The following is a 16,348-nucleotide window of genomic DNA, read 5'->3' as shown; positions in this document are numbered from 1 at the left end:
TCCAGGCGTTGACGAGTAGATCAACCGTTCTATATATTCCCCTAGACCGAACGTTCTATCTACTGATGGGATTGTGATCATGTCGCTCCGCACCACCACCGATGTCGTCGACCTCTTCAACCGAGCCTTCATCGACTCCGACCCCGGGCTCCTCACCGATCTGATCGGCGAGGACTGCGTGATGGAGTCGGTCCAGCCCGCCCCGGCCGGAGAGCGCGTCGAGGGCCGCGCGGCCTGCCTGGCCTGGTGGGGCGCGCTCGTCGCGGACCGCGCCACGCAGTTCCGGCCCCAGGAGGTGGTGGTCGCCGGGGACCGGGTGACGATCCGCTGGCGGTACCGCTTCGGCGACGGCCCCGCCGACTGGGTGGAAGGGGTGAACCTCATGCGGGTCCGGGACGGACTGATCGTCGAGGCCCTCGGCTACAGCAAGACCGCCGGCGAGGTTCCGCTGGCCGCCGATGCGGGAAGCCGGCGGGAGAACGCCGATGCGTAGCTACCACGTCGACGAGGGGGCCGGGATCGACGGCCTGACGATCCGCTCGCACGAGGTCCCGGTTCCCGGCCCGGGACAGGTCCTGGTCGCGGTGCGTGCCGTCTCGCTCAGCTACCGCGAGCTGCTGGTGCTCCGCGGCGACTACGTGCTGCCCGTGAAGCCGGACGTGGTGCCGGTCTCGGACGGGGCGGGCGAGATCGTCGCGGTCGGCCCGGGGGTCCGCGCGGCGCGGGTCGGCGACCGCGTGGCGGCCACCCTGTTCCCCAGCTGGCAGGACGGGCCGTTCGGCGTCGAGCACCTGCCCCAGCGGGGCGGCTCGCTGGACGGCATGCTCACCGAGTTCGTGGTGCTCGGCGAGGACGAGTTCGTGCCCGTCCCCGATCACCTGTCCTTCGAGGAGGCGGCGACGCTGCCCTGCGTCGCGGTCACCGCGTGGAACGCCCTGACCGGAGACGGGATCGGCCTGCGGCCCGGGCAGACCGTGGTCGTGCAGGGATCGGGCGGGGTGTCGCTGTTCGCGCTCCAGTTCGCGAAGGCGCTCGGGGCCCGGGTGATCGCCACCACCAGCGGCCCGGCCAAGGCCGCCCGCCTGGTCGGGTTCGGGGCCGACGCGGTCGTCGACTACCGGGCCACGCCCGACTGGGCCAGCGAGGTCCGGGACCTGACCGGCGGGCGAGGCGCCGACCGCATCGTCGACGTCACCGGTTTCCTGGAGCAGTCGCTGAGGGCGGTGGCGATCGCCGGCCACGTCGCCTGCGTTGGCTTCGTTTCCGGGGATGCACCGCCGCCCCTCGACGCCCGGGTGTTGTTCGCCTCCGGTGCTACGGTGCGCGCCGTCGCGGTCGGCAGTCGCGCGCAGTTTCTCGCGATGAACCGCGTCGTCGAGGCGTACCGGATCCGCCCGGTCATCGACCGCGTGTTCGCCTTCGACGACGCCCCCGACGCCTATCGCCACTACGCCTCGGGCGCGGCGCTGGGAAAGGTCGTGGTCACTCTGTGAGCGGCGGCTCCGGGGATCAGGATGCCTCGCCGGGCTCCCGGGTACCGGGCCCGACCTCCCGCACCACCGTGTAGGTGGGGATCCCGCTCATGCGGGGCTCGGCCTTGCCGGTAATCCCCTCCAGGGCTGCCCGGATCGCCGACATCCTGCCCTCGGTGTCGGAGGTCGCGACGAAGTTGCGGTAGTCCGTCTCACTCGCCCAGTGCACGATGTTGTACACCCGGGTTCCGTCGGTGCTCACGTGGAATCGGGCGGAGACGAAACCGGGATAGAAGCTCACCCAACGGATCTGGAGCTCGGCGAAGGCATCGACGAGTTCTGTCTGGGTTCGGGTTCCGTCGACGGTGTAGTCGATGATCGAGTAGAAGCCGGTGTCGGTACCCATGGCGGTTCTCCTTGTCGAGGGTGGTGGCTGCGGCGAGGTCAGGCCGTGATCGGCGTGGTCTGCGCGGAGTCGATCAGCCAGCGGTCGCCGTCCTCGACCATCACGTAGGTGAGTTGCCCGGAGGTGGCGGGCAGAGCTGGTGCGGCGGAATCCCTTCCGTCGAAGACGTGCTTGACGCAGGCCACGATCGCCACGTCGTTGCGGAGGAATCGGATGTCCTCGATGTCGACCGTGGTGGTCACCTCGGACAGGGGAGTCGCCAGGGCCTGCTGCATGGCCCCGGCCAGCGCGCCCCGGCCCGAGACCCGGCGTCCGCCGAAGTTGACGATGTTCACCTCGGCGGTGTGCAGCGGGATGAATCGCTCCACGTCGTTCTGGAACTCCACGGCGTCGGCGACGACGCGGCGGATGGCGGTGAGTGCGGGTGAATCGGTGCTCATGTCGGTACTCCTCGTGTCGGTAGTCGGTAGTCGGTAGTCGGTAGTCGGTAGTCAGGGTCAGGGCAGGTCGGTGCGACCGTCCAGGTTGGCGACCATGCGCCGCAGGACGTTGACGGTCGCGACATAGTCGGCGGTCGGCACCTCCTCGCGCATCTGCCGGTGTGCCTGAGCGTTCCGATCGTGGGCGCGCTGCCTCCCGGCCTCACCGTCGTCGGTCAGGGTCATGGTGCCGGCGTCCTGGTCGACGCGGAGCCATCCCCGGCCGACAAGGTCGTCGAATACGGCGTCGAAATCGGTTCCCGCATCGGCGAATTCGGTGAGACGTTCGGCCAGCGTCGTACGGGTCCAGGTGTCGGGGGAGCCGCTCACGTGGTTGAGGGTCCACCAATGCGGCTGGGTGAGCTGTTCGACCGCGAGCTGTCCGCGCAGGGCACCGATGATCGTGCGGGCGGCCAGGTCGGTCCAGTAGCCCATCGGCTGGGCGGCGATCACGTCGTCGGGGTAGTCGGTCATCGTCATGTCGCGGTCCTCTCGGTGCGTTCGTGGGGATCAGTAGGCGGCGGTGAACCGGGCGCGGTGATGCATCGGCCGCTCCGCCTCGTCGAGCAGCGCGACCGCGAGGTCCTCGACGGAGATGACGGAGGCACCGTCGGCGTCGACCAGCAGATCGTCCGCGCCGAGCCGGAACCGGCCGGTGCGCGTGCCGGGCTCGAGCAGGGCGGGCGGGCTCAGGTAGGTCCATTCCGCGGCCGTGTCGGCGCGGCATACCGCGAGCTGATCGGCGCAGGCCCGGGCGATGCCCCGAAGTTCGGCGGGGAAGTCGGGCTCGTCCATCACCGTCACACCAGCCGTGCCGGGCACGGTCAGGGTCGCGGCGCCGCCGACGACGAGCAGTCGCACCCGGGTGCGGGCCAGACCCGCGAGCAGCACCTGCGTGGTCGCGACCAGATCGTCTTCCCTGCCCGGCACCGGCCGGGTCGCGCTGATGACGAGGTCCTGGCCGACACTCAGGTCGACGACGTCGTCGATGTTTCCCGCGTCGCCGATGCGGACCTCGGCCCCGGCCGGCACCTCGTGGGTCCGGGACGGGCTCCGCAGCACGGCAGTCACCTCGTGACCGCGGTGCAGGGCCTCGGCCACCGCACGGCTGCCCACCTGTCCCGCTGCTCCGAAAACTGTGATGCGCATGGTTGTTTCGCTCCTGTCGGATTGGTTCGTACGGTGGTATCGCGCGATCGGGTCGCGCGGGTCAGGCGGTGCGAGCGCTGCTCACGCGTTCGGCGAGCCACACCAGGAAGGTGGCGAGGGCCAGCGCTCCGCCGGCGGCGCTCACTCCGGCCCAGCCGCCGTGCACCCAGGCCATGGCGGTCAGTGCAGAGCCGGCGACCCCGCCGACGAAGAAGGCCGTCATGAAGGCGGAGTTCAGTCGATTGCGGATCTCCGGCGCGAGGGCGTAGATGACGTTCTGGTTGCTGTTGAGTACGGACTGCTGCGCGACGGTCAGCGCGATCGCACCCGCGAGCAGCCACCCCAGTGACGTCCCGCCCGCGCCGATCGCCAACCAGGACACCGCCAGCAGTGCGGTGCCGATTCCCGCTACCCAGTGCACATAGCCGCGGTCGGCGAGCCGGCCGGCCACCGGGGTGGCGATCGTCCCGGCGACACCGACGAGGCCGAAGAGCCCGATGACCGCCTCCGACCACTGGTAGTGGGGGCCGACGAGCAGGAAGGTGACCGACGTCCAGAACACGTTGAACGAGGCGAACGACAGCGCGGCGATGGCCGAGCGCCAACGCAGCACGGGTTCGGTTCGCAACAGGACGACGGTCGACCGCAGCAAGGCGGGGTAGGACATTCCGGCGGGGGTGTGCAGCCGCGGCAGGACCCGCCACAGCAGCACTGCGACCGCGGCAAGCAGGACCGCGTTCACCCAGTAGGCCGTTCGCCAGCCACCGAACTCTGACAACGCACCCGAGACCGTCCGCGCCAGTAGCCCTCCCAGGAGGAGCCCGCTCATCACGGTTCCGACCACCCGGCCGCGGTGCTCGGGCGAGGCGAGGGCGACCGCGAAGGTCACCAGCACCTGCGCGGACACGGAGGTCAGCGCCGCGAGAGCGGTACCCACCAGCAGCACGGTGCCGTTGGGCGCGGCCGCCGACATCAGCAGGAACGCGGCGGTGGCCCCGAACAGCGCCACCGTGAGGCGCCTGCGCTCGAGCAGATCCCCCAGCGGGAGCAGCAGGATCAGACCCACGGCGTAGCCGGCTTGGGCGGCGGTGACGACCATCGCCGCGGTCGACGTGCTGAGGTCGAGGTCCCGGCGGATCACGTCCAGCAGCGGCTGCGCAAAGTAGTTGCCCGCCACCACGAGTCCGGTCGCGACCGACATGAGAAGCAGCAGCCCTCGGCTGAGCCCGGCGTCGGCGGCCGGGGCGCGCTCCGCGGTTCGGGTCATCACGTTTGTCATGCCTGAAAGCTTGGCCAATCAGGATCAATGAGTCCAACACATGTTTGTCACTCCAACAATCGTGATTCAAGATAGATGGATGGAGCTGCAGCAGATGCGTTACGTCATCGCCGTCGCGGAGACGATGAACTTCACCCGCGCCGCCGAACGGTGCCTGGTGGTCCAGTCCGCGCTGAGTCACCAGATCGCCCGCCTGGAACGCGAACTCGGCGCGAAGCTCTTCGATCGGACCAGCCGGAGAGTTCAGCTCACACCCGCCGGCGAGGCGTTTCTCCCTGCCGCCCGGCAGAGCGTGGAGGCGGCCGAGCGGGCTCGCGCGGAGGTCACCGCCGCCGCGGGGGAGATCGGGGGAACGCTGGCGATCGGCGCCATCCCGACCGTCGGCGCGATCGACCTCGCCGGGTCCCTGAAGGAATTCCGCGCACGCCATCCACAGGTGCAGATCAGCCTGCGCATGGGTGCGAGCGGTGACCTGGTCGACCAGGTCCGACAGGGCGCACTGGACGTCGCCTTCCTCGGGTTGCGGCCAGGCGTGGAGCCAACGGGGGTCCGCGGGATCGAGTTGGGGCGTGGCGAACTGGTCGCGTTGGTGCCGGTCGGGCACCCACTGGCCGAGGAGCGTGCGGTGGACCTGCGCAGGCTCTCCGACGAGACCTTCGTCGACTTCCCGGCCGGATCCGGTGGCCGCGCTCAGTCCGACGAGGCCTTCATGGCGGCAGGCGTGCGGCGCAGGGTCGCGTTCGAGGTGATGGCCGTGGACTTCTTTGCGCGACTGATCCGGCAGGGTCTGTGCATCGGCCTGCTGCCAGCCGCCGTCGTGGCGGAGTTTCCCGACCTACGCGTCGTCGAACTGCTCGACCCGCCGACCCGGGTCGAGCACCTGGTGTGGAGCCGACTGCGACCGGCGCCCGCCGCAGCGGCGTTCCTCGCGGGCCTGGGGGTCGGGTCGGACGGATCGCCCTCGCCTCGAACGTGACCGGGCCGCAGGGAGACCCGCGGGTCCTCGGTGGGTCCTCTCCGGCGTCAGACGAGTCGACGTTCGAACGCCACAGTCGCCTTCGAGGTGGCGACGTCCACCGTGTACACCCGGGCGGTGACGGAGTCCGACGCGAGGTCCATCACCATGAACCCGACGTCGGTGAAGTTCTGGAACAGGCTCCGGCGGTTGACCTCGGGACCTGCCTTGCCGTGGCTGTCCTTCGCCGCGGCGCCGGAGACGATCTGCCGGGTTCCCTTGGACGCCACGGTCGGTTCGAGGATCTGCAGCGAATGGTCGTGTCCGGAGAGGATGAACTGGCACCTCCCGACGACGTGGTCCTCGAAGAACCGCTTCGCGTGTACGCCGTTCATGGGCTCGAGCGGGATCCCGTCGTATGCGCCGGCATCGCCGTGGGAACCGTTGTTCAGGTACGGGTGATGGGTACACGCGACCTTCCACTTCGCCGTCGACGAGGAGATCGCCGCGTCGAGCCAGGCGCGTTGCTCGTTCATGAACTGTCCGTCGGGTGCCCAGTACGGCGCGAGCAGCGGCGGCAGGTACGCGGCGAGCGGATTGAGGTCGAGGACGAAGAACTCGACGATCGGGTTCTTCTCCGGCACGCGCACCGAGTAGTACCGGCTGGGCATCCACCACCGCTTCGATCGGCGGTGGTAGTCGACCTCGTCGTTGCCGCGCAGCAGCCAGCCGCCGTCGCCGGGAAAGATCGAGCTGGTGTCGTGGTTGCCCAGGGCCATCACCCACGGAAAGTCGAGTCCGCGGTTCGGATCCTCGAACTTGGTGGTGAACTGGACGTCCTGGTCGCCGTTGGGGCCGAGTTCGTAGATGTTGTCGCCGAGGCCGAGCGCCATGGAGAGGGGTTCGCGGCGATGAAGGTCGCGGATGGCGTCGGCCACCGCCCACTGAGCCGGAGTGCCTGTTCCCGCGTCGCCGGTGACGAGCACACGCAGGGTGGATCCGGTGGGGAAGGCGAACTTGTCCGTGGTGGCGGGGGCCGCCGCTGCGCCGGCCAGCGCGGGCGTCAATGCGGCGAGCGGAACCGCGGCACCAGCGGCCGCTGCGCCGGCCAGGAATCGGCGTCGATCGATTCCGTCGAACTCCGTCATCGTGTCCTCGTTCGTTCGGGTGGGCGGGCAACGACAAGGAGCAAACCCGAATATGGACAATCGTTCAACTGGGCGCGCGGAATGTCGCCACCTGTTCACGCAGATTTCGGCCGGGTGGGATGCGGTGAATCCTGCGTGAACACCCGCCGTGACCTGGCCCCTCGGGTTGAACGACCGTCCAGATTCCGCTGCGATCGGATTCGGTGTTCGGGCCTCGCCCGCGACGGACCTCGAGTCGGCACCCGCGGGCGTCGCGCTCGTGACGCGATCACCACGAAGACGAGTTGGGGCCACGGCATGGGCTGGACACTGAGAATCGGAATTCGCTCGAGCGCGGTCGCCGCGGCCTTGGCCGTGGCGCTGGTCGGCGGGACGGCCACCGCCCGCGCCGAACCCGCGCCGATCGATTCCGTTCGAGCCGGGGGCACGACCTGCGTGGGGTCGAATCACGCAACGCTGGGCGCCGTCTTCGATGCAGTGCTGCAGGCCTCGAAACCGATTCTGCCGCAACCCTTCCTCGACAGCTACGACGAGATCCGTGCCGAGGGGCACCGGCGCCTCAGCTCCACGGGTATCAGCACCCTGACGGTCTCCAACCCCGCGGCGACGCAGTCCGCGGATCCGAACGCGGGCATCAACAAGTACGGCGACCCGATCACCCGCTACCTCGTCACCCAGTTGACGAACGTCAAGAACGGCCAGGAGTCGGCGGTCATTCGTGCCGAGAACCTCACCCTCGGGCAGGCAGTCGAGACCGCGTACTTCCTGATCTACACGACCGCCCTGGTGCCGGCGAACATCATCGCCGGGATGATCCCCTCGATGGTCACCCTCGGTCCGGTCAGCGCGGGGATGCTCATCAGCCTCCCGATCAAGCTGGGGGCGAAGGGATTCGCCCTCATCTACGACGCCGCGCAGGGCCAGCTCGAGCGCAGTTGCCTGGTGTGGGCGGATCGAGACGCGATCGCGGCGGCCGGCCGGCCGGACCCGGAGGTGGACCTCGGATTCGAGGCGCCCGCGTTCGTGCGGGAGATCGCCGCTGGCCTCTCGGTCGCAGGCGCGGGCTGCCCGCCCGTCGCCGATCTGACCCTCGCGCAGGTGCTGGCGCGGACCGGGGACTACCTGCGCGCGACGAATCCCGGTCCCGACAGCGTGCGGCAGGTCGAGGACCAGCAGGCGCGGCTGGCGTGGATCCTCGAGCACGCGATGGTCCCGGTGGGGCTGATCCCCGCCCATCCGGACGACTTCTCCACCATCGAGACGCTCCTGTCGACCGGGCTCGGTCTGGTGCCCACCGTCGGTGGTGCGGCGACGGAGGCTCTGGTCGGCCTCGTCCACGACGGCTTCGCGGGCAGGGACTTCGCCGAGGTTCAGCCGCTCGGCGCGGTGCGGGTCGGTGACGCACTCACGGCCTCGTACTTCGCGTACGCGCTGACGACGCAGGTCATGGAGATCGGATACACCGCAGCCACCGACGCGCTGTCCGCGGCGTGGATTGCGGGGTCGGGCGGGGCCGGCGCCGCGGTCAACCCCTTCGACTGGATCCCGTCGCCCTTCCCGCTGATCAACGCGCCCAACACGTATGGGCTGCTGACCTACCGGCACGTCCTGAGTTCGGTGTGCCTCACCGACGGGGCTGCGGCGCAGGGGTGACGGCGTTTTTCCGTACACATAGTTCAATCAAGTGATTGAACTATGTGATAGACACGAGCGGAGGTTTGCCGCCGGCTGACCCGGGCCGGAACCGATCCGAGGAGATGACAATGACGTGGACCGCCGACTCGTTGAAGTTCGGAGCGTTCCTCGCTCCGTTCCACCCGCTGAACGCCGATCCCGCGCTGCAACTGCGCCGCGACATCGATCTCATGCAGCACCTCGACCACCTCGGCTTCGACGAGGCGTGGATGGGCGAGCACCATTCGACCGGCGCCGAGATCGTGCCCGCCCCCGACGTGTTCATCGCCGCGGCGGCCGAGCGCACCGAACGCATCCGGTTCGGCACCGGCGTCGCCTCACTGCCCTACCACCACCCGCTGGTCACCGCGGACCGCATCACCCAGCTGGACCTGCAGACCCGCGGCCGGCTGATCTTCGGCACCGGCCCCGGCAAGATCCCGCTGGACGCGCACATGATGGGCATCGACCCCTCGGACCAGCGTCGCATGCAGGGTGAGGCGCTCGAGGCGATCCTGGCGCTGCTGCGCGGCGAGGTGGTGAACATGGAGACGGACTGGTTCACCCTGCGCGACGCCCGCGCCCAGCTGCCGACGTACAACCCGGCCGGCATCGAGATCGCGACCGCGTCGACGATGTCGCCGAACGGCTCGGTGCTCGCCGGCACCCACGGCCTCTCGCTGCTGTCGCTGGCCGCCAGCTCCCCCAGCGGATTCGAGGTCCTCGACCGCAACTGGGGCGTCTACGAGACGGTCTGCGCCGAGCACGGACACGTCGCCGACCGCTCGCGCTGGCGCCTGGTCAACCCGATGTTCCTCGCCGAGAGCCAGGCCGAGGCCGAGAAGGCCGTGAGCCGACGGATCCAGTCCATGTCGTACTACGCCAACCGGCAGAACGGCCGCTACCCGGACTGGGGGCAGACGCCGCAGGGCGTGATCGATCACTGGCGCAACGACACCCTCGGCGAGTTCGGGCAGGCCATCATCGGCACCCCCGATCAGGCGATCGCGCAGATCGAGCGACTGATCGAGAAGACCGGCGGGTTCGGCACCATGCTGATCCTGCACGTCGACATGGCGAACTGGGAGGACACCAAGCGCAGCTACGAGCTGTTCGCGTCCGAGGTGATCCCGCACTTCAAGAACCGCAACCGTGGCCGCGAGGCGAGCCTGCAGTTCGCCGAGGACAACCGCGACTACCTCATCGGCGGCCTGGTGGGCGCGATCACCAAGGCGCACACCGACTACTACGGCCAGCCCACCCAGGCGGGGGTGTAAGCATGCGCGCGGTGCAGTACCACGAGGGTGAGTTCATCCTCACCGACGTACCCGAGCTCCCGGCGTTGGGCGAGGGGCAACTGCGCATCGAGGTCGTCGCCTGCGGCATCTGTGGCAGCGACCTGTCGATGTCGAAGGACCCGTGCCGGTTCGTCGAGGTGATGGACGCGGCCCGGTACCCGTTGGCCCAGTTCGACACCGAGCGCCCGGTGGTGCTCGGGCACGAGTACGCCGGACTCGTCGCCGAAATCGGCTCCGGTGTAGACGATTTCGCCGTCGGTGATCGGGTCTCGGGACTCGGCATCGTCACCGACACCGCGACCGGCATCCCGAAGATCATCGGGTACTCGAACGAGTATCACGGAGGCTACGGCGAGTACGTCGTCGTCGACAGCGTCTGGGTCCGCCACGTCCCGGACGGGCTCTCGCTCGAGCACGCCGCGCTCGCCGAGCCGCTGCACGTGGGTGAGCTGCACATGCAGCGCTCGGGGCTCACCTCTGCAGACTCGGCTCTGGTGATCGGTTGCGGCACCATCGGTCTCGGTGCGATCGTGGCTGCGAAGGCGCGGGGTGCACACACGGTCGTCGCCTCCGAGCCCTCGCCGAAGCGGCGCGAGCTGGCCAGGCTGATGGGCGCCGACATCGTCGTCGACCCGGCCGAGCAGGACCCGATCGCGGTGTGGGAGGAGCGGGTCGAGCAGGGTGGGGGCGGCGAGGGAATCCTGATCGCGTACGAGTGCAGCGGCCGCGCCGGCACCATCGACATGCTGCTGCGTTCGCTGCCGTCGGGGTCCCGGATCCAGGTTCTCGCCGCGCCGTTCGGCGACGAGTCCATCATCCCGGCGATCGGCCAGCTGCGCCGGATCGCGATCAACTTCGGCCACGGTCCGACCGAGCGCGGCTACGAGATCGTCCTGCAGCGCCTCGCGGACGGCGAGATCGACGCCGACGCGATCATCACCGGCCGGGTCGGGTTGGAGGGGGTCGGTGACGCGATCGCCGCTCTGCGCAACCCGGACGAGCACGTGAAGATCATGGTGCTGCCGAAGGGAACCCGGGACGCGTAACGCGCCCCCGTCCAACCGGGGCGTGTGCCCAGGCAGCGGGGTCGCTGCCGGGGCACACGCCTCGGGTCGGACGTTGTGGGACAACCTGTCCCGTCGGTCCGGTGCGATCAGAAGTGCCGGGTCAGCCAGTCGACCATGATCTCGGTGGTGCCGTGCGGGTCCTCGAGCTGAGTCCAGTGCCCGGTGTCGATGATCCGCCGTTCGAAGTCGTCGAAGTACTGCAGCAGGTTGTCGGTGAGCTGCGGGGCACAGATCGGGTCCCCGCTCGCGGCGATCAGCAACGCCGGCACGAAGGCCCGTGGCACCACCCCGTCCGCGAACCGTTCGGTGTGTACCTCCCAGTTGCGCAGGATGCTGCGATACCAGCTCAGGCCACCGCCAAATCCGCGGCGTGCGTAGGCAGCTGCGTAGTACTGAAGCTCCTCGGAGTCCATCACGACCTCGCCCGGCCACGTCGACTCGTCGTCCCTGAGCCAGTGGATGTACGCCATCGACTCCGGATCGTGTCGGCCGGTCCGAGACAGGTTCGTGCCGGAGCCGGTGTCGCGACGCATGAAGAAGCGGAAGGTGCGCGCGGGATCCTTGTCCAGCAGCTCCTCGCACTCCTGGGTCTGGAAGTAGGCGACGTAGTTCTCGGGACCGTACGCCTGCTCGTACTTGTCGAGTGGGTTCTCCGCCGAGTACCCGAACGGCGTGTTCAGGGTGATGACGCCCGCGACCGAATCGGGCTGCAGGTACGGCATGTTCCACGACACCATCCCGCCGAAGTCGTGGCCCACGACCACGCCCTTCTCGTAGCCGGCGTCGGCGATCACGGCGGCGACGTCGGCGGTCGTCTCGGCGATGCTGTACCTGGTCGGGTCGGCCGGCCCGTCGGATAGTCCGTAGCCGCGCATGTCGGGGGCCATCACGTGAAAGCCCGCGTCGGCGATCGGCTGCAGCTGGTGGCGCCACGAAGCGGCGAGTTCGGGGAATCCGTGGCACAGCACGACGCACACGTCGCGCTCGCGCCGCTCGGGCTTCGCCTCGAAGACGGCGAGGCGGGCGCCGTCGGTGTCGACGTAACGGGGTTCTGGCAACACGGTCATCGATCCTTCCGAAAGGGAGAATTCTATCGACTGATTGGATCAGGTGATTGATCCTATCGGTCCCTTCCCGGGTCGGCTGGAATACCGCGGATCGAATCCCGAACGGCCGTCAGGTGCTTCGCGGGTGTTCGGATACGCTCCCTCCCATGGCCCGGACAACACAGACCAGACAGGGCGATGCCACCCGCAACCGGCTGGTCAAGACCGCCGAACGGATGTTCGCCGCTCAGGGGGTCGACGCGGTGTCGATTCGAGCGGTCAATGCAGCGGCCGGTCAAGGTCCGGCGGCCGTGCACTACCACTTCGGCTCCAAGGAAGATCTCTTGGCGGCCGTCCTGCTCGACCTCGGTGCCGACCTGTCGCGGCAGATCGGGGCGAACATCGATCGCCTCGCCGCGGCGACGGAGGCCCCCGCACTGGGCGAGGTGGTCCGCGCCCTGACCGATCCGTATCTCGACCTCCTCCGCACGCATCGAGTCCGGGGGATTCGCTGGGTGAAGATCGTCGTCCAGGTTTCACGTGAGGGCCGACCCGCGGTCACTTCCACCGGCCAGGACGAACTTTCGCTTCGGCTCCGCGAACAGGTGCGTCGGGCGCTGCCGGACACCGCCGCGGATCGAATCGATCGGCGATGGCCGATCGCCGTGATGAGCTTCCTGCAGTCGCTCAGCCGCGTCGACGACTGGGCGGCCGGCGGAGGCAAGGTCACCGAGGACGAACTCGTCGAGTACTACGAGGATCTCGTCACCTTCGTCACCGGCGGGGCCGAGCACATGTTGTCCTGAACCCGTCGGGCCGACGGCTTCCGGTCGACCGGGTGATCCGCGGGCGTCAGACCTCGGATTCGCCCAGCGCCGCCCGCAGTGCGTGGTGCATGTCGTCACGCGTGCGGTCCGAGACCGTGGGACCGGGGATGGCGTTGGAACCGTGGAAGGTCCCTGGCCGGTGGTGCAATTCGACCGGTACCCCGGCACGGATCAAGCGAAGGGCGTAGTCGAGGGCCTCGTCGCGCAGGGGGTCCAGTTCGCAGGCGGAGATCCACGCGGGAGGCAGGCCGATGAGGTTCTCGGCGCGGGCCGGGGCCGCGTACGGGGAAGCCTCGGATCGTGCGTCCCCCAGGTAGAAATCCCACGCGAGGGCCGCCTGGGCGGTGGTCCACAGGGGCGTGTCCGTGAACTCCCGGATCGAGTCGGTCTGCATCCGGTCGTCAAGCATCGGATTGTCCAGAACCTGACAGGCCAGGGCCGGGCCCATCTCGTCGCGTACCCGCAGCGCGAGGCCCGCCGCGAGTCCTGCCCCGGCGCTGACGCCCCCGATCGCGATGCGAGCGGGATCGACCGCCAGGTCGTTCGCGTGCTCGACGACCCACATCAGGGCGGTGTGGCCGTCGTCGAGGCCGGCGGGGTACGGATTCTCCGGTGCGAGTCGATACTCGACGCTCACGACGAGGCAGCCGACGCTCTCGGCGATGGCGACGCAGGATCGCTCGCTGCTCGCGATGTCGCCGAACACGTACCCACCGCCGTGGAACCACACGAGAGCGCCCATCGGACGGGTCGGGCCGGTCGGGGTGTACAGGCGGATCGGGATGTCGGCTCCGCCGTCGCGGGCGGGAACCTGGCCGTCGGTGACCGCCACACCGTCGGGGCGTTCGACCGCAGCCGCCAGCATGGCGGCACGCAGGCGCTGGCTCTCCCGGAAGGTGGCAGGGTCCGCGATGTCCACGTGGGGCAGTGCCGGCAGCAGCGCTCGCAATTGCGGATCGATTCGATTCTGCACGGCAATCCTCGGGGAATCAGGTGGTCGGTGTCCGAATTCCCGAAGCGTAGAAGCCGTGGAGGCGCCCATGAAATGCGTTCTCCCGCATAACGGGAGGGTGTCAGCCGACCGGCTCGGCGTGCGCGGGGCGTCCTAGAGGTCGATCGGATCCCGGTCCCTCGCCTCGCGGAGACGCTGGCCCGTGCGGTACAGCTCGATCAGAAGTGGACGAAGTGCTTCACCGCGTGGGGTCAGACGGTAGACGGTGCGCGACGGAAATCCGGAATGGATCCCGCGTTCGACTATGCCTTCGTTCACCAGGTGGGTGAGTCGGTCGGTGAGCACCTTGTCGCTCAGCGCCGGAAGGGAGTTCGAGAGTTCGGAGAACGAGGCCGGCCCGTGCATCACATTGCGCAACACCAGGGTGGTCCAGCGGCCCGCGATGGCGTGCAGAGCGATCTCGACCGAACATGCCGGGTCCGGGACAGCCGTCCGCCCGTTCGGGGTCGGGACGAGCTCCTCGTCCCACTGCGTTCGACTAACCGTTTGGTGAGCCGCGGAACCGCCTGGTGTGCTCGTCCTCATGCCGACATCAAACACGCACGGCCAGGCCGGTGTTCCCCTGACGCGTGATCCTCACGATCACCCGCACGTCTTCGCGGCGGCGTTCAATACCGGTGACGCCGACATCGTGGACAGCGTCTACGAGCAGGACGGGCTGCTCGTCGACAGACCCGGGCACGTGACGAGCGGTGCCGAACGGCGTGCGGCGAATGCTCGGCTGCTGGCGCTCGGCCTGCCGATCGAGGTCTTTCCGAGGCACGTCTACGTCATGGGGGACATCGCGTTGATGATCGTGGACTGGGTGATCGCGGGGACGTCGGCTGCCGGTGACTCGGTCGATGTCCGCGGGACGGCGACCGATGTCGCGCGCCGTGGACCGGACGGCCACTGGCGCTACGTGATCGACAATCCTTTCGGGACGGCGACGCCGTAGTCGGGTACGCCGCGGCGCTTCGCCCGGTGAGACTTCCGCGACCGTCCCCGACGGCAGCGTGACGTCGCGGACCTCACGCCAGGAGGATCATGCCGGCGTCAACGCTCGGGCGGCCCACCGTCCGCGGTGCATGCTGATCTCGATGCTGTGCTCGAAACAGTCGCTGACCTGGTCACTGGTGAGGACCGCCTCGATCGGTCCCTGCGCGAGGACCTCGCCACGGCGAATGAGGATCGCATGGGTGGTGGACGCGGGGATCTCCTCGATGTGATGCGTAACGAGAATGCTGGCCAGCCAAGGATTCTCGCGCCGGACCTGGTCGAGGGCCGTCAGCAACTGCTCCCGTGCCGCGAGGTCGAGACCCGTGGACGGCTCGTCCAGGAGGAGGAGTTGCGGCTCCGGCATCAGCGCCCGGGCGATCAGCACTCGCCCCCGCTCGCCCTGGGACAGGTTCGGCCACCGAGCGTCGGAACGCTCGGCCACCCCGAACGCCGCGATCAGGGCGTCGGCTCGGTCGAGCTGCTGGGGCGTCGGTGTCCAGCGCTGAACCAGTTCCGTGGTGTTGGTGAGACCCGTGAGCACGACTTCGCGCACGGTGAGCGGGGACTGCAGGGGATGCCTCGGGTTCACGTGCCCGATCGCGGCACGCAGGCTGCGCATGTCCACGCGGCCGAGCCGATGGCCGAGCACCCGCACGATCCCGCGCGTCGGATGCGTCTGCGCCCCGAGCAGGCTGAGCAGGGTGCTCTTCCCCGCCCCGTTGGATCCCAGCAGCACCCAGTGCTGACCGCGTTCGACGGTCGCCGAGACATCCGAGATGAGGGCTCGCCCGTCACGGACGACCGTGACGGCGTCGGTGGCAACGATCGGCGACATCAGGCGTCTTCCTCCATCTGCAGGGTGGCGATCACGGAGTCGATGTTTGCGGCCACCGCGGCCATGGCCGCGGCGGCGTCCTGCGCTTCGATCGCGCGCAGGAGGTCGTCGTGTGCGTCCGAGGTGTCGGGGTGCTCGGGTTCGTCCCGCTCGAGCTCGACAAGTGCGTCGTGGAGCAACGGACGGACCGAGGTGAACAGAGCTGCCAGGACGGCGTTTCCGGCGAGGTCCACGACGGCGGCGTGGAAGTCGAGATCGGCGCTCACGAACTCCTCGATGCCGGTCCCGTGCAGCGAGTGCCGGGCCTCGAGTCCGATTCGCAGGGCGGCGAGGTCGTGCGGTCGGGCGCGTGTCGCGGCGAGCCGGGCGGCCTCGACCTCCAGCGCGCGCCGCACCTCGAACACCTCGAGCAGTCGGGCGCGGCGCAACAGGCGGGGGAGGTCGGAGGCGCTCGACGGCGTGGCTGCGGATTCGCTGACGAAGGTGCCGACGCCGTGACGCACCGTCAGCCGGCCGTCCTGCGCCAAGAGTCGGACCGCCTCCCGGATCGATGATCGGCCGACGCCGAGTTCGGCGGCCAGGTCCGCCTCGCGGGGCAATCGTTGACCCGGCGCCCAGTGTCCGCTCGAAATACGTTCGCGCAGTATCCGTTCCAGCTGTGGAACGAGCGGACCGCTTCTCAGTTCGGGGCTCACGGCTGTCCTTTCGGCGACTGCGGCCAGG

At 69.1% G+C, this 16,348-nt stretch carries 19 protein-coding genes; 8 read left to right on the top strand and 11 right to left on the bottom strand.

Annotation, left to right across the window (positions count from 1 at the left end; translation table 11 throughout):
- Positions 1-79 precede the first annotated feature (79 nt).
- Positions 80-493, top strand: coding sequence for a nuclear transport factor 2 family protein (locus tag ACFXGJ_RS07250; RefSeq protein ID WP_378617672.1), 414 nt, complete (start codon positions 80-82; stop codon positions 491-493).
- Complete coding sequence (locus ACFXGJ_RS07245; protein ID WP_378617671.1) at positions 486-1,493, top strand: NAD(P)-dependent alcohol dehydrogenase; 1,008 nt, start codon at positions 486-488, stop codon at positions 1,491-1,493. The genes ACFXGJ_RS07250 and ACFXGJ_RS07245 overlap by 8 nt, the downstream gene beginning before the upstream one ends.
- 16 nt (positions 1,494-1,509) lie before the next feature.
- On the opposite strand, the gene ACFXGJ_RS07240 is transcribed toward ACFXGJ_RS07245, so the two are convergent.
- The 5 genes from ACFXGJ_RS07240 to ACFXGJ_RS07220 all read right to left on the bottom strand — a co-directional run bounded on the left by ACFXGJ_RS07240 (position 1,510) and on the right by ACFXGJ_RS07220 (position 4,785).
- Positions 1,510-1,878, bottom strand: coding sequence for an antibiotic biosynthesis monooxygenase (locus ACFXGJ_RS07240; protein ID WP_378617670.1), 369 nt, complete (start codon positions 1,876-1,878; stop codon positions 1,510-1,512).
- A 38-nt stretch (positions 1,879-1,916) separates the two neighbouring features.
- Entirely contained in the window at positions 1,917-2,318 is a 402-nt protein-coding gene (locus ACFXGJ_RS07235) for an SgcJ/EcaC family oxidoreductase (RefSeq protein ID WP_378617669.1), read from the bottom strand.
- A 57-nt stretch (positions 2,319-2,375) separates the two neighbouring features.
- Complete coding sequence (locus ACFXGJ_RS07230; protein WP_378617668.1) at positions 2,376-2,837, bottom strand: hypothetical protein; 462 nt, start codon at positions 2,835-2,837, stop codon at positions 2,376-2,378.
- Between the two features lie 30 nt (positions 2,838-2,867).
- Positions 2,868-3,506: an NAD(P)-dependent oxidoreductase gene (locus ACFXGJ_RS07225; protein WP_378617667.1), complete on the bottom strand. Its 639-nt coding sequence runs from the start codon at positions 3,504-3,506 to the stop codon at positions 2,868-2,870.
- A gap of 61 nt (positions 3,507-3,567) precedes the next feature.
- Positions 3,568-4,785, bottom strand: coding sequence for an MFS transporter (locus ACFXGJ_RS07220; protein ID WP_378617666.1), 1,218 nt, complete (start codon positions 4,783-4,785; stop codon positions 3,568-3,570).
- A gap of 79 nt (positions 4,786-4,864) precedes the next feature.
- Between ACFXGJ_RS07220 and ACFXGJ_RS07215 the strand changes: the two genes are divergently transcribed.
- Positions 4,865-5,761 carry a LysR family transcriptional regulator gene (locus tag ACFXGJ_RS07215; RefSeq protein WP_378617665.1) on the top strand — a complete coding sequence of 299 codons (897 nt, stop codon included), beginning with the start codon at positions 4,865-4,867 and terminating at the stop codon, positions 5,759-5,761.
- A 47-nt stretch (positions 5,762-5,808) separates the two neighbouring features.
- On the opposite strand, the gene ACFXGJ_RS07210 is transcribed toward ACFXGJ_RS07215, so the two are convergent.
- The gene (locus ACFXGJ_RS07210) at positions 5,809-6,888 is read right to left on the bottom strand and encodes a metallophosphoesterase (protein ID WP_378617664.1); all 1,080 of its coding nucleotides are present in this window, start codon (positions 6,886-6,888) and stop codon (positions 5,809-5,811) included.
- Positions 6,889-7,185: 297 nt separating this feature from the next.
- On the opposite strand from ACFXGJ_RS07210, the gene ACFXGJ_RS07205 reads away from it, so the two are divergent.
- The 3 genes from ACFXGJ_RS07205 to ACFXGJ_RS07195 all read left to right on the top strand — a co-directional run bounded on the left by ACFXGJ_RS07205 (position 7,186) and on the right by ACFXGJ_RS07195 (position 10,906).
- A complete protein-coding gene (locus ACFXGJ_RS07205) occupies positions 7,186-8,541 on the top strand; it encodes a hypothetical protein (protein ID WP_378617663.1) in 1,356 nt (451 codons plus the stop codon).
- A gap of 110 nt (positions 8,542-8,651) precedes the next feature.
- The gene (locus ACFXGJ_RS07200) at positions 8,652-9,839 is read left to right on the top strand and encodes an LLM class flavin-dependent oxidoreductase (protein WP_378617662.1); all 1,188 of its coding nucleotides are present in this window, start codon (positions 8,652-8,654) and stop codon (positions 9,837-9,839) included.
- A gap of 2 nt (positions 9,840-9,841) precedes the next feature.
- Positions 9,842-10,906, top strand: a complete 1,065-nt coding sequence (locus tag ACFXGJ_RS07195; protein ID WP_378617661.1) for an alcohol dehydrogenase catalytic domain-containing protein — start codon at positions 9,842-9,844, stop codon at positions 10,904-10,906.
- A 107-nt stretch (positions 10,907-11,013) separates the two neighbouring features.
- Here ACFXGJ_RS07195 and ACFXGJ_RS07190 read toward each other — a convergent pair whose 3' ends face one another.
- Positions 11,014-11,994, bottom strand: a complete 981-nt coding sequence (locus ACFXGJ_RS07190) for an alpha/beta hydrolase (protein WP_378617660.1) — start codon at positions 11,992-11,994, stop codon at positions 11,014-11,016.
- A gap of 146 nt (positions 11,995-12,140) precedes the next feature.
- Between ACFXGJ_RS07190 and ACFXGJ_RS07185 the strand changes: the two genes are divergently transcribed.
- The gene (locus tag ACFXGJ_RS07185) at positions 12,141-12,779 is read left to right on the top strand and encodes a TetR/AcrR family transcriptional regulator (protein ID WP_378617659.1); all 639 of its coding nucleotides are present in this window, start codon (positions 12,141-12,143) and stop codon (positions 12,777-12,779) included.
- Positions 12,780-12,825: 46 nt separating this feature from the next.
- Here the strand turns inward: ACFXGJ_RS07185 and ACFXGJ_RS07180 are convergent, their stop codons facing one another.
- Together ACFXGJ_RS07180 and ACFXGJ_RS07175 are read right to left on the bottom strand one after the other, a co-directional pair.
- The gene (locus ACFXGJ_RS07180; protein ID WP_378617658.1) at positions 12,826-13,773 is read right to left on the bottom strand and encodes an alpha/beta hydrolase; all 948 of its coding nucleotides are present in this window, start codon (positions 13,771-13,773) and stop codon (positions 12,826-12,828) included.
- A 132-nt stretch (positions 13,774-13,905) separates the two neighbouring features.
- Entirely contained in the window at positions 13,906-14,337 is a 432-nt protein-coding gene (locus tag ACFXGJ_RS07175) for a winged helix-turn-helix transcriptional regulator (RefSeq protein ID WP_378617657.1), read from the bottom strand.
- On the opposite strand from ACFXGJ_RS07175, the gene ACFXGJ_RS07170 reads away from it, so the two are divergent.
- Positions 14,336-14,749, top strand: coding sequence for a YybH family protein (locus ACFXGJ_RS07170; protein WP_378617656.1), 414 nt, complete (start codon positions 14,336-14,338; stop codon positions 14,747-14,749). The genes ACFXGJ_RS07175 and ACFXGJ_RS07170 overlap by 2 nt on opposite strands.
- An 87-nt stretch (positions 14,750-14,836) precedes the next feature.
- On the opposite strand, the gene ACFXGJ_RS07165 is transcribed toward ACFXGJ_RS07170, so the two are convergent.
- Both ACFXGJ_RS07165 and ACFXGJ_RS07160 read right to left on the bottom strand, forming a co-directional pair.
- Positions 14,837-15,625: an ABC transporter ATP-binding protein gene (locus tag ACFXGJ_RS07165; protein ID WP_378617655.1), complete on the bottom strand. Its 789-nt coding sequence runs from the start codon at positions 15,623-15,625 to the stop codon at positions 14,837-14,839.
- Positions 15,625-16,320 carry a FadR/GntR family transcriptional regulator gene (locus tag ACFXGJ_RS07160; RefSeq protein WP_378617654.1) on the bottom strand — a complete coding sequence of 232 codons (696 nt, stop codon included), beginning with the start codon at positions 16,318-16,320 and terminating at the stop codon, positions 15,625-15,627. The genes ACFXGJ_RS07165 and ACFXGJ_RS07160 overlap by 1 nt, the downstream gene beginning before the upstream one ends.
- Between the last annotated feature and the right edge of the window lie 28 nt (positions 16,321-16,348).

Source organism: Rhodococcus sp. NPDC059234 (genome assembly GCF_042754225.1).
GTDB lineage: Bacteria > Actinomycetota > Actinomycetes > Mycobacteriales > Mycobacteriaceae > Rhodococcus_G.
The sequence above is the reverse complement of the archived record's forward strand: the minus strand, read 5'-3'. Positions and strand labels throughout refer to the sequence as shown.